Origin of the sequence: Planosporangium flavigriseum, from assembly GCF_011947225.1 — a bacterium.
Lineage (GTDB): Bacteria > Actinomycetota > Actinomycetes > Mycobacteriales > Micromonosporaceae > Planosporangium > Planosporangium flavigriseum.
Window position 1 is genome coordinate 217,587 of sequence record NZ_JAATVW010000003.1, and the last position, 13,433, is coordinate 231,019.

The window sequence follows — 13,433 nt, forward strand, 5'->3', positions numbered from 1 at the left end:
CTCTTCCTTACGTCTCATCCGCCGGGTGGCGCGGACCGGTGAACCACTTCCGGGCGCTGATGATCCACCACAGCCAGGCGCCGAGCGCGACAACCCCGACGGCGACGATGGTGTAGTTGAAATTGGACAGCTTGACCGGGCTCGCCGTCGGCAACACGAACAGTACGCAGATGAACGCGACCCAGCCGATCGCCGTCCAGCCCACGAGGCCACTCCACCGGCCGAGGTTCCACGGGCCGGGCCGGAAGTCGGGGTTGCGCAGTCGCAGGTAGACCGGGGCGACGTAGGCGATGTACAGGCCGATGACGGCGACCGACGTGGCGGCGAGATAGGCCGTGGTGTTCACCAGCGAGGGCAGCACCAGCACCGTCGAGCACGTCACGCAGAGCCAGATCGAGTTGGTCGGCGTGCCGGTACGCGGGTTGACCCGCTTCCACAGTCGTGAGCCGGGCAGCGCGCCGTCCCGGGCGAACGCGTACGACATCCGGGAGTTCGCGGTCACCGAGGCCATACCGCAGAAAAACTGGGCGACCACGCAGATGAACAGCAGGAACTTGCCGAGACCGGGGCCGGCCGCGTCGATGAAGATCTGCGCCGGCGGCAGCCCAAGGCCGGTCGCGGCCTGCGCGTCGTAGTCCCGGATGGACCAGGTGATCGCGAAGAGCAGGAAGAACCCGGCGACCACCGACACGACCACGGACATCACGATGCCGCGGGGCGCGTTGCGCGCCGCGTTGTGGGTCTCCTCGGCGACGTGGGCGCTGGCGTCGTAGCCGGTGTACGTGTACTGCGCCATCAGCAGGCCAATGAGGACCGCATAGATGGCCGCGCCGGTGAAGCCGAACCCGGTGGCGTTGCGGACCTCGAAGAACACCTCCGAGATGGGCTTGTGCTGGTCGGGCACGATCGCGAGCACGCCGACGATGACCGCCACGCCGACGAGGTGCCACCAGGCGCTGACGTCGGAGAGCACCTTCACCAGGTTGACGCCGAACGTGTTCAGCAGGCCGTGCGCGACGATGATGACCAGGAACGCGGCGAAGAGGCTCCACTTGTTGACCTCGACGCCGCCGGTCAGGCTCAGGAACGCCATGGTCGTGGTGGCGGCCCCGAAGTCGATGGCCGCGGTCACGGCGACCTCGCCGAGGAAGTTGAACCAGCCGACGAACCAGGCCCAGGCCGCCCGGTTGCGCCGGGCGAGGGCGCTCGCCCACCAGTACAGCGCGCCTGCGGTCGGGTAGGCCGAGCAGACCTCGGCCATGGCGAGCGCGACCAGCGTGACCATGCCACCGACGAAGAGCCAGCCGAGCGTGATCGCCAGTGGACCACCGGCGTTCATGGCGATTCCGTACGAGGTGATCGCACCGGCGAGGATCGAAATGATCGAGAACGAGACCGCGAAGTTGGAGAAAGTAGACAGCCTGCGCCGCAGTTCCTGCTTGTAGCCGAGTTGGGCGAGCAGAGATTCGTCGGCGTCCTCGGGACTGACCGGCGCGACGGCTGGCTCTGGCGCGGTGGCGCTCATCGGCGACTCCTCACAGGCGGCGATGAATACAGTGGCATGCGTCACTGTTCGCCCGATGATTCGCCGGGGCCCCATGCGTGTCAATGGATCTCAGCCAGAAAGCGGATCCGGATCAGACCTTTTCACGAGATCGAAATCAGAAGAGCACGGTCGCGAACGTGCCGACCCGGCGGAACCCGCAGTGGGCGTACACCCGGCGGGCCGCCTCGTTGAAGTCGTTGACGTAGAGCGTCACGGTCGGCGCCACCCGGCGCAGCGCGTCGCGTACGACCGCCGCCATCCCGGCCGTGGCGAGTCCCCGGCCGCGCCACTCCGGCGCCGTCCACACCCCCTGCACCTGCGCGGTGTGCCGGGTGATCACCGCCAACTCGGCTTTGAACACCACCTGGCCGTCGATGAACCGCGCGTACGCCCGGCCGCTGCGGATCAGGTCGCGCACCCGATCCCGATAGCCGGTGTCCCCGTCGATGACCGGGGAGACGCCCACCTCCTCGGTGTACATCGCCACCGAGGCCGGGTAGAGCAGATCGACCTCGTCGGGGCGCACCAGGCGGACCTCCGGGTCCGCGGTGACGGGCGCGGGCGCGTCCGCCACGAGCAGTGGCTGGCACTCCCGTACGTCCCGGGCGTACCCCCAGGCCGGGCACAGCCGTTCCCACAGCGGCAGCACCGCCGTCGCATCACCCACGATGGACGAACAGATCCGCCCCTCCGACCCGATCAGGTCGGCGAAGGCGGCCACCGCCGCCGGACCGACGTGCACCGGGATGAGGTTGGCACCCAGCCAGCACAGCGCGTCCAGTTCGCTGCGGTTGCCGCAGCCGAAGATCCGGGCGTCTTGACGGCGCCGCGACAGCCCCGCCGCGGCGATCCGTTCAGCAACCTGCGCGCCCGTGTAGGGCTCGAGATCGAGCAGCCGTTCGACAGCGGCACGATCGGTATCGCCGAGCAGCCGGACGGGCGCCGTGAGCATGTCTTCCAGACTGCCAGATGCGCCGGGCGGACAGGAGAGCACGGTGGGGTTCTCCACATGTTTCCGCCCGGTAGACGGAGCTCAGCCACCGCAACGGGGCAAAGCCGCGCGATCGTGCGCAGTCTCGCGCAACGCGGGTATGCGGTTCGGAACACCGCACCTCGGGCTGGACGCCTCCGGAAAGGAGCGGCGATGAGATGGCCAGAACCCGGATCTCCCGGTCACCATCCGGGTGACCGGCTCTTCGCGTTCGGGCAGGCATGGCAGCCACCGCTCGGGCCGGGGCAGCTCAGTCGCCACCGCGGCGGGCGGGGCCGGCGGGCCAACGTCCGCGAAGCGATCCTCACGCTGCTGACCGAGCGGTCGATGCACGGGTACGAGATGATCCAGGAGATCGAACGGCGCAGCCGCGGCACCTGGCGGCCGAGCCCCGGATCGGTCTACCCGACGCTGCAGCTACTCGAGGACGAAGGGCTGATCGCCCCGGCAGCCGCCGAGGGGGGACGTAAGCGGTACAACCTCACCGAGTCCGGTCAGGCCTCCCAGGGCGGCGACGACGCGGCGCGGGCGCCGTGGGAGCAGTTCAGCGAGGAGTACGGGGAGTCGGTACTCGACACGAGGGCCGCCATCCACGGCGTCATGCAGGCGGTGGGCGAGGTGATGCGGGTCGGCTCCGAGGGGCAGCGCGCGCAGGCCAACCAGGTACTCGAGCAGGCCCGCCGGCAGCTGTACCGGATCCTCGCCGACCGCGAGTGAACCTCGTGAAGCAACTAGTGCACGGTGACCTGGGGAGCCAGCCCGCGCAGCTCCTCGGGCAGCTCGGCGCCCATCTCCTCGGCCAACCGCAGCGCCTCTTCGATGAGGGTCTCGACGATCTGCGACTCCGGCACGGTCTTGATGACCTGGCCCTTGACGAAGATCTGGCCCTTGCCGTTGCCGGACGCCACGCCCAGGTCGGCCTCGCGCGCCTCGCCGGGCCCGTTGACCACGCAGCCCATCACGGCGACCCGCAGCGGCACCGGCAGCCCCTCCAGGCCCGCGGTGACCTCCTCGGCGAGGGTGTACACGTCGACCTGCGCCCGGCCGCACGACGGGCAGGAGACGATCTCCAGGCCGCGCTCGCGCAGGCCCAGCGACTCCAGGATCTGGTTGCCGACCTTGACCTCCTCGACCGGAGGCGCGGAGAGCGAGACCCGGATGGTGTCACCGATCCCCTGGGACAGCAGCGCGCCGAAGGCGACCGCCGACTTGATGGTCCCCTGGAAGGCCGGGCCGGCCTCGGTCACGCCGAGGTGCAGCGGGTAGTCGCACTGCTCGGCCAACTGCCGGTACGCCTGGATCATCACGACCGGGTCGTTGTGCTTGACCGAGATCTTGATGTCGCGGAAGCCGTGCTCCTCGAACAGCGAGCACTCCCACAGCGCGCTCTCCACCAGCGCCTCAGGCGTCGCCTTGCCGTACTTGGCGAGCAGCCGCTTGTCCAGCGAGCCGGCGTTGACACCGATCCGGATCGGGACACCGGCGTCGGACGCGGCCTTCGCGATCTCCTTCACCTTGTCGTCGAACTGCCGGATGTTGCCCGGGTTGACCCGCACCGCGGCGCAGCCGGCGTCGATCGCGGCGAAGACGTACTTGGGCTGGAAGTGGATGTCGGCGATGACCGGGATCTGCGACTTCTTCGCGATCGCCGGCAGGGCCTCGACGTCGTCCTGGCTCGGCACCGCCACCCGGACGATCTGGCAGCCCGATGCGGTCAGTTCGGCGATCTGCTGCAGCGTGGCGTTGACGTCGGCGGTGAGCGTCGTGGTCATCGACTGGACGCTGACAGGCGCGCCGCCACCGACCGGCACCGGACCGACCATGATCTGCCGGCTCTGCCGGCGCGGGGCGAGCGGCTGGACGGGCGCGGAAGGCATACCGAGATTAATCGCGGTCACGAGGCTCTCACTTGGGGAGGGTGATGGGGTTGACGACATCGGCGGTCATGGTCAGCACCACGAAGACGCCGAGGACGGAGATCACCGCCAGGGTGATCGGTGTCAGCTTCATGTAGTCGACCCGGCCGGGGTCGGGGCGGCCCCGGCGGGCCGCGATCCAGGACCTGATCCGCTCGAACCAGGCGATCGCGATGTGACCGCCGTCCATCGGCAGCAGCGGCAGCAGGTTGAAGATGCCGAAGAACAGGTTGAGGACGGCGAAGAGGCTCAGGACGCTGACCCAGTCGCCGATCGAGATCAGCTCGCCGCCGATGCGGCTGGCGCCGACCACGCTGACCGGCGTGTTGGGGTCGCGCTCGGCTCCGAAGATCGACTTCACGAGAGCCGGGATCTTCGCGGGGATCTGCTTGAGCGACTCGAAGGTCAGCACGACGGTACGGCCCATCTGCTTGGCCGTCAGCCCGACGCTCTCCACCGGGCCGGACGTCGTCAGCGGAATCTTCGCCGAGACGCCGAGCATGCCGACGCGCTCCAGGTCGGCGTCGGTGATCTCGTTGGCCTTCTTGGGCCCAATGTTGTCCTTGAGCCGCTGGATCGCCGGAATGCGCACGTCAACGGTCTCGCTCTTGCCGTCGCGGCTGTACGTGAGCTTGGCGTTCTGGTCGCCGAGGCCCTGCACCACCTGGCGCATCTCGGTGTAGTTGGAGATCGGGGTCCCGTTGATCGCCGTGATCACGTCGCCGGGCTCGAGGCCCGCCTTGGCCGCCGGACTGGGCTGGCCGACACCGTCCCTGCACGCCACCGGCTGCTTGGTCTGGGGGTCAATCTTGAAGTCGGTGACGCAGGACGAGACGCCGCCGATCGTCGCCGGCGAGTTGGCTATCTTGCCGGGGTCGGGCGCCCCGATGAACGTGAACAACACCCAGAAGGCCACGAACGCGAGGATGAAGTGGGTGATCGACCCCGCGGACATCACGATGGTCCGCTTCCACACCGGGAAGCGCCACATCGCCCGCTTCTCGTCGCCGGGCTCGACATCGTCGTCCTGCGGCGTCATCCCGACAATTTTGACGAACCCACCCAGCGGCAGAGCCTTCACGCCGTACTCGGTCTCGCCGCGGCGAAACGAGAACAACGTCGGCCCGAAGCCGACGAAGTAGCGGGTGACCTTCATGCCGAACGCCTTGGCCGTGCCCATATGACCGGCCTCGTGCAGGCACACCGAGATCAGGATGCCGAGCGCGAAAACGACAATCCCGAATACCAGCCCCATCAGGCTCCTTCCGCCACCGCCGCGATCAGTTCGCGGGCGCGCGCTCGCGCCCACGACTCCGCGGCGAGCACGTCCTCGACCGTACCTGGTTCCTCGAAATCCGGAGAATCAGTCAGGACGCGCTCGACGGTGTCCACGATCGCGAGGAACGGCAGGCGGTGGGCCACGAAGGCGCCCACGCACTCCTCGTTGGCAGCGTTGTAGATGGCCGGTCGGCACCGACCGGTCTCCCCCGCAGCCTTGGCCAGCGCGACCGCCGGGAAGGCCTCGTTGTCGAGCGGGGACAGCTCCCAGGTGTGTGCCTTCGCCCAGTCCACCGGCGGCGCCGCCTGGCCGACCCGGTCCGGCCAGGCGAGGGCGAGCGCGATCGGCAGCCGCATGTCGGGCGGGCTGCACTGGGCCAGGGTCGAGCCGTCGACGAACTCCACCATCGAATGAATCACCGACTGCGGGTGAACCATGACCTCGATGCGGTCGTAGCCGACGCCGAACAGTTCGTGCGCCTCGATCACCTCGAGCGCCTTGTTGACCATGGTCGCACTGTTGATCGTGACGACCGGCCCCATGTTCCAGGTCGGGTGGGCCAGCGCCTGCTCGAGCGTGACGCCGGCCAACTCCTCGCGCCGCCGGCCCCGGAACGCGCCGCCACTCGCGGTCAGCACCAGCCGGGACACCTCGTCGGCCCGGCCACCGCGCAGGCACTGCGCGAGCGCCGAGTGCTCCGAGTCGACCGGCACGATCTGCCCTGGCTTGGCCACCTTCCGTACCAGCGGTCCCCCGGCCACCAGCGACTCCTTGTTGGCGAGCGCGAGGGTACGGCCGCGGCGCAGCGCGGCGAGGGTCGGCGCGAGGCCTAGCGAGCCGACGACACCGTTGAGGACGACGTCACACGGCCACTCGGCGAGCTCGGTCATGGCGGCCGGCCCGGCAAGGATCTTGGGAATGCGGAAGTCGCCCGTCGCGTACCCCCGCTTGCTGGCCTCCGCGTAGAACGCGAGCTGCAGATCCTGCACCGCGCTCGACTTCGCCACCCCGACGACCTCGACGCCGAACTCCAGGGCCTGGGCCGCGAGGGCGGCCACGTTGCCACCACCGGCGCCGAGACCGACCACCCGGAACCGGCCAGGGTTGCGCCGGACGATGTCGATGGCCTGGGTGCCGATGGAGCCGGTGGAGCCGAGAATGACAATGTCGCGCGGAGTCACGCGCTCATTCTCCCCGATCCGGTGCGGCGAACCGGAACGCCTCCACCTCGACGCCGTACCAGCGGGACGTACGGCCCAGCGGCGCCATGCCCAGCCGCCGGCAGACTGCGATCGACGGCTCATTGTCGGGCCGGACGTCGGGCCGGACGTCGAGCCGCCGCGTCGCGTACACGACGCTCACGCGGCGTCGCCCGCCGCCGCCGACCGCTTGTCGGCGGCGTCGAGGGCGGCAGCCTCCTCCGGTGTCGGCGCGGTGCCGCCCAGGTGCGCCGGTTGCCACCAGCCGTCCTCCGGCCCCTCCGGCTTGTCCGGGTACTCCCGCTGAGCCCGGTCGAGCAGCGCCGAAATCCGGCTGCGAAGCTCGGTCATGACGAGGTTGGCGTCGTCGCGCGGCGCCGGCGTCAGCGGCTCACCGATCAGGATGGAGATCGGGGTGTGCCGGCGGGTGAGGGTGCGGGGTCGCCCCTTGGTCCATAGCCGCTGGGTCCCCCATACCGCCATCGGGATGAGCGGTACGCGCGCCGCGGCGGCCATCCGGGCGGCGCCGTTCTTCGTGTCCTTGAGCGTGAACGACCGGCTGATCGTCGCCTCTGGGAACACGCCGACGATCTCGCCCCCCTTCAGGGCCGCGAGCGCCTGCCGGTAGGAGGCGAGGCCGGCCTCCCGGTCGACCGGGATGTGCCGCATGCCCCGCATGAGGGGCCCGGCGACCCGATTGGTGAAGATCGACTGCTTCGCCATGAACCGGACCAGCCGCTTGGAGGGGTGCGCCCCCAGGCCGCAGAAGATGAAGTCGAGGTAGCTGACATGGTTACTGGCCAGCACGGCACCGCCGGTGCGGGGCACGTTCTCGGCGTTCTCAACCGTGATGCGCAGGTCGAGAACGCGAAACATCGTCTTGGCCGCGGCGATGACCGGCGGATACACGAGTTCCGGCATGGCTTGACGCTACCTGACCTTCCGCCGGGAGTTACGTTGATCTTGGACACTTGGCGGGGTCATGACCCCGCCAAGTGTCCAAGATTCGAAGACTGCCGTCAGATGACGCGGATGTTCTCCGCCTGCGGGCCCTTGCGCCCCTGGCCGATCTCGAACTCGACGCGCTGGTTCTCCTCTAGGCTGCGGTAGCCGTTACCGGCGATCGCCGAGAAGTGGGCGAAAAGGTCGTCGCCGCTGTCGTCCGGCACGATGAAGCCGAAGCCCTTTTCCGCGTTGAACCACTTAACAGTGCCGAGAGCCATGTTTTTCTCCTTCACGGGCTGATGGCGGAATCCGCGCTTCGCGGAGACCGGCGTCGCCGAAAATGAGCACCCGATCCGGAAACAAGCCCGGGTAAACCACAAGCGCCTGCGCGCAGAACGTCGCAGGCGCCTTACACAGTTTCTGGGAACCACAATCGCAACGCGATCACGCTAACACAGCACCGATGACACGCATCGAAACCGTGACTTCCACGGCAGCGCGGGACATCGCGCCACCTGCGCTGCCGCGCACGCGGCTTCCGCCGCCGACTACGACGCCGATTGCGCCGGCTCGTCGGCCCGGCTGGCCCGTACCTTGTGACCGACGCTGGTCAGGCACTTCCCGCTGGCGAGGTCGAACTTCCAGCCGTGCAGCTGGCAGGTGAGCACCCCGTCCTCGACCTTGCCGAACCGGGTCAGGTCGGCCTTGAGGTGCGGGCAGCGCCGCTGCACCACCCAGTCGCCCAGGGTGATGTCCTCGGCGTCGGTGGTCCGCTCATGCTCGTCGTACCAGCCCTCGGCGTACTGCAGGCGCTCCTCGGACAGGCACTTGAAGAAGGCGTAGATGAACTCGTTGTACTGGCCGATGCGCGCCGCTGAGAACCGGCACGACAGGAACAGCGAGTTGACCCAGTCCCCCTCGTCGATGTAGATCAGGTGCTCAATCAGCTCCCGCTGGGTACGGAACCGGTAGCGGACCTTCTCGTCGGCGTACGGGCGGACCTCCTTGCCGAGGAAGTCGACCACGATGGACTCGACCGACTCACCGTCGTAGCTGACGAGGTCGAAGCGCACCGGTCCGCCGACGCCCTTGGCCATGTAGATCGACTCTTCGAGCAGCGGCTCGATCCGCCGCTTCAGCTCCGCGAGGACGTCGATCTCCGGGTGCCGCCAGGACGCCTTCTCCGCCTCGATGACCGGCCGCTTCCGCTCCCGCATCTGGACCAGGTACGGCTTCTTGTTCGCGAAGAACTCGCGCACATCCGGCACCGGGTGGGCGACCTTGCAGTCGTCGGCGGTGAGCTCGGCCACCGTGCCCGGCAGCAGGATCACCTCGTTGTCGCGACCCAGCTCCCGGTAGCGGTCGGAAAACCACTGCTGGTCGGGGAAGATGTTGCCCTCGTCACCGAAGATGTCGTTGAACTGCCACAGGTCGTCGTCGAGGAAGCACGGCGGGCCGGCGATCGGGAACACGTACGACGCCTTCAGGTCGTCGATGTAGCGGACCGTGCGGTCGAGCTGGCGGTCGCGCTTCTGCTTGCCGAAGGCGCGCTTGGCGGCCTCCGGAAGCTCGTAGACCATCGGGTACCAGATCGCGCCGGAGAACTGCAGCATGTGCGCGTGCACGTGGCCCAGCTCGGCGAAGACCGACAGGTCGGCCGGGCGGGCGTCGTTCTGGTTGAGCACGCGGATCCCGTCGTACTCCACCCACAGCGACGAGTCGCCGATCGGCCCGTCGGTCGGCGAGATCAGCGCCTGGATCATGACGTTGAGGCCACCGTCGAGGGCGTGGACCTCGTTGCTCTTCGTACGGATGAAGCTGGTGAAGCCCAGTTCCCGAAGCTCGTCCTCGAGCTGGCTGGTCGGGTACTCCGGCAGCAGGACCGTCGCCTTCTTGTTGACGAAGCGCTTGAGGTGCTCCGCGTCGAAGTGGTCCCGGTGCAGGTGCGACACGTACAGGTAGTCGACGTCGCCCAGCGTCTCCCAGTCGAGCTGGGAGTTGTCCGGAAACGGGAACCACGAGGCGAAGTACGCCGGGTTGACCCACGGATCGCACAGGATGCTCCCCGCCGGGGTGTCGATCCGCATGCTCGCGTGGCCTGTACCCGTCAGTCGCACCGCACGTACCTCCGATCGCGGGTCTTGCTGTCGGCACCGACGCTACCTGAAGCGCGGCGCGAACCGAGGCAGGGCCGACGCGCCGCCGACCCCGCGCTACCCCGCAACCCAGGCGTGCCAAACTAGTGCGCGAACATCCGAGTGGAAGGACCCGAACGTGGCTGGAAACGAGCCTGTTCTCTCGCCCGATCAGCTCAAGCCGACCAACCGGCGTAAGGCTCGCATCGGCGCTGTGTCGGCGATCGTCATCCTTCTGCTCATGACCATCGGTAACCACAAGGGCAACACCGAGAACTACTTCATGTACGGGCTCGCCGGCCTCATCGTGGTCGTTCTCGTCGGCGACTGGGTGCTGCGCCGCAACGGCCTGCGCGACTGACGTCCGCCCGCTGCCGGCCTGCCGCTGACGCAGGCCGGCGCGTTGCCGGTCTCATCCGCCAGTCTCAGCCACCGCTGCCGGCCGGCTTTGGCACGTTCTTGGGCACGGCCGTCACCGGCATCGCCCAACCCACCTCGCCGTACATCCGCACCTCCCACCAGGGCGGCAGCGTCCCGCGGCACAGCGCTTCCCCGCCGGCGCACACGACCGCGTCCACCCGAGGCGGGTTGGCAGGGTGGTTCGGCAACATCGACTGCATCGCGAAAAGCCGACGATCGCTCAGCAGCAGCCACCACGGGTACTCCCAGGTGTCGTTGCTCTGGATGATCCCGACGTACTCCGCCCCCGAGGCCCGGATCGCATCGGCCACCGCGGTGTACTGATCCGCCCACTCGGGGCGCTGAACGAATCGCCCATGCCAGTCATCGAGCACGAACACCGACTGCGCGCCGACGAGCCGCCGCGGCCACCCGTACAGCGCCGACAGCGCGCCCGCCACGCCCCCGACCATCAGGACGGCGGTCAGGAAGCCCGCGAGCAGGGCATGAGCCCGGCGGCGCGGAATACGGGCCCGCCTGACCTCCGAGCCGAACGCCGCCGAGAGCATCAGCCCGGCCAACGGCGCCGCGAGGACGACCAGGTACAGGAACAGCCGGTTGCCCCACGGCTGCCACTTCACCATCGAGGTGTGCAGCACCAGGCCGACAAGCACGGCCATGGCGTACGCCCGGCGACGACCGGCTGTCCGACCGGCTGTCCGAGCGGCTGTCCGAGCGGCCCCGCCCAGCGCTGGCCGGACGAGACACACGACGGCTCCGAAAATCATGATCAGGGCCTGAACCGGGTACGCCGCCTTGTCCTCGGACGGGTACCACGCCACGCTGGGGAATGCCGTGTTGTCGAACGTGATGGCCGGGTCGGACGGGTCGACGCCGAGTGCGTGCGCCACGGCTTCGACCCCGGCGGCCGTCCAGTCGCTCAGGAACGGCACCGGCGTGTCGAGGAGGGTCTGCGCCTGCCGCGCCGCGTTGACGACGAGCGCCGGCGGATCGTGGCGCTGCATGGTGATCGAGCTCCGGAGGTACTCCGGACCGAGCGGGTGGCCGAACTCGCTGTACACCCGCCAGACGTACGGACCCGTCATCGCGGCGGCGATGCCCAGGATGACCAGCGTGGCGGCGGCCAGGCCGGCGGCAGCTCGGGTCGTCCTGCCGGCGGCAGCCCCTCGGCGCAGCCGGGCGAGACCCCACCACAGCAGCAGCGGCGCGGCCGCGAACAGGCCGGTCTGCTTCGTCAACGCGATCAGCCCGGTGGCCACGCCGAGCAGCACCACGGTCGCCGGCCCGGTCAACAGCGCCGGCACGGCCTTCTCGGGCTTCTCCTGGCGGCCGACTCCGTCGAGCGCGAGCGTTGCGAGACATGCCACCCAGCCGGCCACGACCAGGTCGGTCTGGGTGCTGCTCGCCTCCAGTACGACCGCCGGCGTGCTCGCCAAGACGAACGCGGCCAGCAGTTGGGCCCGGCGACCTCCACCGAGCTGCCGGGTGACCCGGGTGAGCGCGAGCAGCGCGACGACGCCGGCCGACCACTGCAACAGCCCGTACAGCGCGTCGCCACCGGTGAGCAGACGAAGGTGCAGCAGAACGTACTCGGCACCGGGCGCGTACGTGACCTGGCGGTGGATGCGCACCGGGTAGAAGTCGACGTCGTGCTGCGCCGCCCAGTGCTCAATCTTGGGCAGGTGGTAGGTCTGCGAGTCGTACGTGTTGGGCGGCGAGGCGAGCGCGAGCACCAGTTCGGCCAGCACCAGGGCGGCAACCGCCACACCGACCGTACGTTCGACGCGGGTCAGCCCGTGCCAGCGCTCGATGAGCGGTGTCCGGGGCTCCGCGCCGCCCGGGTGAGCGCGCCGGCGCCGCCAACCGGCGGCGACGCCGGTGACGACGAGGGCCAGCAGCCAGCTGAGCGCCACTCCGGACGTGGTCAGCCAACCCTGGCTGGACAGCACCTCGACGCTCACCACGGCGTACCCGCCGAAGACCACGGCGGTACGCGCGAGCGTCAGGCGGCCGGCTGCGGCCACCGGATTACGGGGCCGCAGCGCGTACGCGAGCAGAAGAACGGTGCCCGCTGGCAGCAGGAGCAGCGGGAAGAGCTGTGGGATCACCTGTTATCGCCGGCGGGCCAGGATGTCCCGTACCTCCTTCAGCGCCGCATCCACCTCGGCTTCGAAATAACCGCCGGGCACCAGGCTGAACTGGGAGGGATCCAGTTCCGCTTCGGTCAGCGGCGCGGGCCCGCGGCCCACCATCGCGTTGACGACGGTCTCGAAGAGGCGGTCGACCTGCACCCGGTCGTACCCGCTGCCGAAACGGCGCAACTGGAACGTGCGGCGCAACTGGTCGATGTGGGCGACCTCCGGCGGCATGGACGGCGCCGGCGGGGCGACCGGGGGGTAGCTCCGGTCGTACCCGCTGTCCGGCATCCGGATCTCGGTGGTCATCTCACTCTTGCCGTGGCGGCCCGGCTCAAAGGGGTCGCCGTAGCCGCCGCTGAACCGGGTCGGCTCGTCGTACGGGCCGTAGGCGCCGGGCGGCGGGCCGGGCGGCACCGGCGCGACCGGTCGCTGCGTCATCGGCGGAGGCGCCATGGGCGGAGGCGTCATCGGCGGCGCCATCATCCGGTCGTCACGAACCGGCGGCGGCGCCATCCGGTCCGGCATCGCCATGCGGTCGGGAGCCTGCGGTGCGCGTGGCTCGCGCCCGTAGGCCGCGTTGCGCTCCGCAAACTCCGCGAGCTGCCGCTCGACCCGGTCGAGATGCAGGTCAACCTGCCACTCGTCATATCCGCCGAACCGCACGCGGAAGACGACGTCGTGCACCTCCTCGGCGGAGACCGAGGCGTCCCCCAGCGGCTCACCCGCGAGCGTCGCTTCGACCCGGTCGAGGAACGCGTCCACCTCGTCGACCTTGTATCCGCGACGCAGCGCCTTACGCCGGAACCGCTGACCCTGACTCGTCACCGTGTCTCCTCGCTAGCTGCGCTGAGCTGCCCCATGCTC

General features: G+C 69.2%; 13 protein-coding genes. 2 read left to right on the top strand and 11 right to left on the bottom strand.

Going from position 1 to position 13,433, the window contains the following annotated elements; genetic code table 11:
• Nucleotides 1-7: 7 nt before the first annotated feature.
• Together HC028_RS06105 and HC028_RS06110 are read right to left on the bottom strand one after the other, a co-directional pair.
• Complete coding sequence (locus HC028_RS06105; RefSeq protein ID WP_168073797.1) at nt 8-1,525, bottom strand: amino acid permease; 1,518 nt, start codon at nt 1,523-1,525, stop codon at nt 8-10.
• Between the two features lie 136 nt (nt 1,526-1,661).
• A complete protein-coding gene (locus HC028_RS06110; RefSeq protein ID WP_168073799.1) occupies nt 1,662-2,498 on the bottom strand; it encodes a GNAT family N-acetyltransferase in 837 nt (278 codons plus the stop codon).
• Nucleotides 2,499-2,690: 192 nt separating this feature from the next.
• Between HC028_RS06110 and HC028_RS06115 the strand changes: the two genes are divergently transcribed.
• The gene (locus HC028_RS06115) at nt 2,691-3,254 is read left to right on the top strand and encodes a PadR family transcriptional regulator (RefSeq protein WP_168073801.1); all 564 of its coding nucleotides are present in this window, start codon (nt 2,691-2,693) and stop codon (nt 3,252-3,254) included.
• A 14-nt stretch (nt 3,255-3,268) separates the two neighbouring features.
• Here HC028_RS06115 and ispG read toward each other — a convergent pair whose 3' ends face one another.
• The 7 genes from ispG to HC028_RS06150 form a co-directional block, all read right to left on the bottom strand.
• Nucleotides 3,269-4,435 (bottom strand): flavodoxin-dependent (E)-4-hydroxy-3-methylbut-2-enyl-diphosphate synthase, encoded by a 1,167-nt coding sequence (gene ispG, locus HC028_RS06120; RefSeq protein WP_168073803.1) that lies wholly within the window; start codon nt 4,433-4,435, stop codon nt 3,269-3,271.
• A 7-nt stretch (nt 4,436-4,442) separates the two neighbouring features.
• Complete coding sequence (locus tag HC028_RS06125; protein WP_168073805.1) at nt 4,443-5,708, bottom strand: M50 family metallopeptidase; 1,266 nt, start codon at nt 5,706-5,708, stop codon at nt 4,443-4,445.
• Nucleotides 5,708-6,913 carry a 1-deoxy-D-xylulose-5-phosphate reductoisomerase gene (dxr, locus tag HC028_RS06130; RefSeq protein ID WP_168073447.1) on the bottom strand — a complete coding sequence of 402 codons (1,206 nt, stop codon included), beginning with the start codon at nt 6,911-6,913 and terminating at the stop codon, nt 5,708-5,710. Before dxr ends, HC028_RS06125 begins: the two co-directional genes overlap by 1 nt.
• Before the next feature lie 4 nt (nt 6,914-6,917).
• Nucleotides 6,918-7,094, bottom strand: a complete 177-nt coding sequence (locus HC028_RS27385; protein WP_239075366.1) for a GNAT family N-acetyltransferase — start codon at nt 7,092-7,094, stop codon at nt 6,918-6,920.
• Nucleotides 7,091-7,852 (bottom strand): lysophospholipid acyltransferase family protein, encoded by a 762-nt coding sequence (locus tag HC028_RS06140; RefSeq protein WP_168073807.1) that lies wholly within the window; start codon nt 7,850-7,852, stop codon nt 7,091-7,093. Before HC028_RS06140 ends, HC028_RS27385 begins: the two co-directional genes overlap by 4 nt.
• Before the next feature lie 98 nt (nt 7,853-7,950).
• Entirely contained in the window at nt 7,951-8,154 is a 204-nt protein-coding gene (locus HC028_RS06145; RefSeq protein WP_168073809.1) for a cold-shock protein, read from the bottom strand.
• 270 nt (nt 8,155-8,424) lie between these two features.
• Nucleotides 8,425-9,993: a Rieske 2Fe-2S domain-containing protein gene (locus tag HC028_RS06150; protein WP_168073818.1), complete on the bottom strand. Its 1,569-nt coding sequence runs from the start codon at nt 9,991-9,993 to the stop codon at nt 8,425-8,427.
• 157 nt (nt 9,994-10,150) lie between these two features.
• On the opposite strand from HC028_RS06150, the gene HC028_RS27390 reads away from it, so the two are divergent.
• Nucleotides 10,151-10,372 carry a DUF2631 domain-containing protein gene (locus HC028_RS27390; protein ID WP_239075367.1) on the top strand — a complete coding sequence of 74 codons (222 nt, stop codon included), beginning with the start codon at nt 10,151-10,153 and terminating at the stop codon, nt 10,370-10,372.
• 64 nt (nt 10,373-10,436) lie between these two features.
• Here HC028_RS27390 and HC028_RS06160 read toward each other — a convergent pair whose 3' ends face one another.
• A complete protein-coding gene (locus tag HC028_RS06160) occupies nt 10,437-12,539 on the bottom strand; it encodes a hypothetical protein (RefSeq protein WP_168073822.1) in 2,103 nt (700 codons plus the stop codon).
• 3 nt (nt 12,540-12,542) lie between these two features.
• Nucleotides 12,543-13,394 carry a DivIVA domain-containing protein gene (locus HC028_RS06165; protein WP_168073824.1) on the bottom strand — a complete coding sequence of 284 codons (852 nt, stop codon included), beginning with the start codon at nt 13,392-13,394 and terminating at the stop codon, nt 12,543-12,545.
• Nucleotides 13,395-13,433 lie beyond the last annotated feature (39 nt).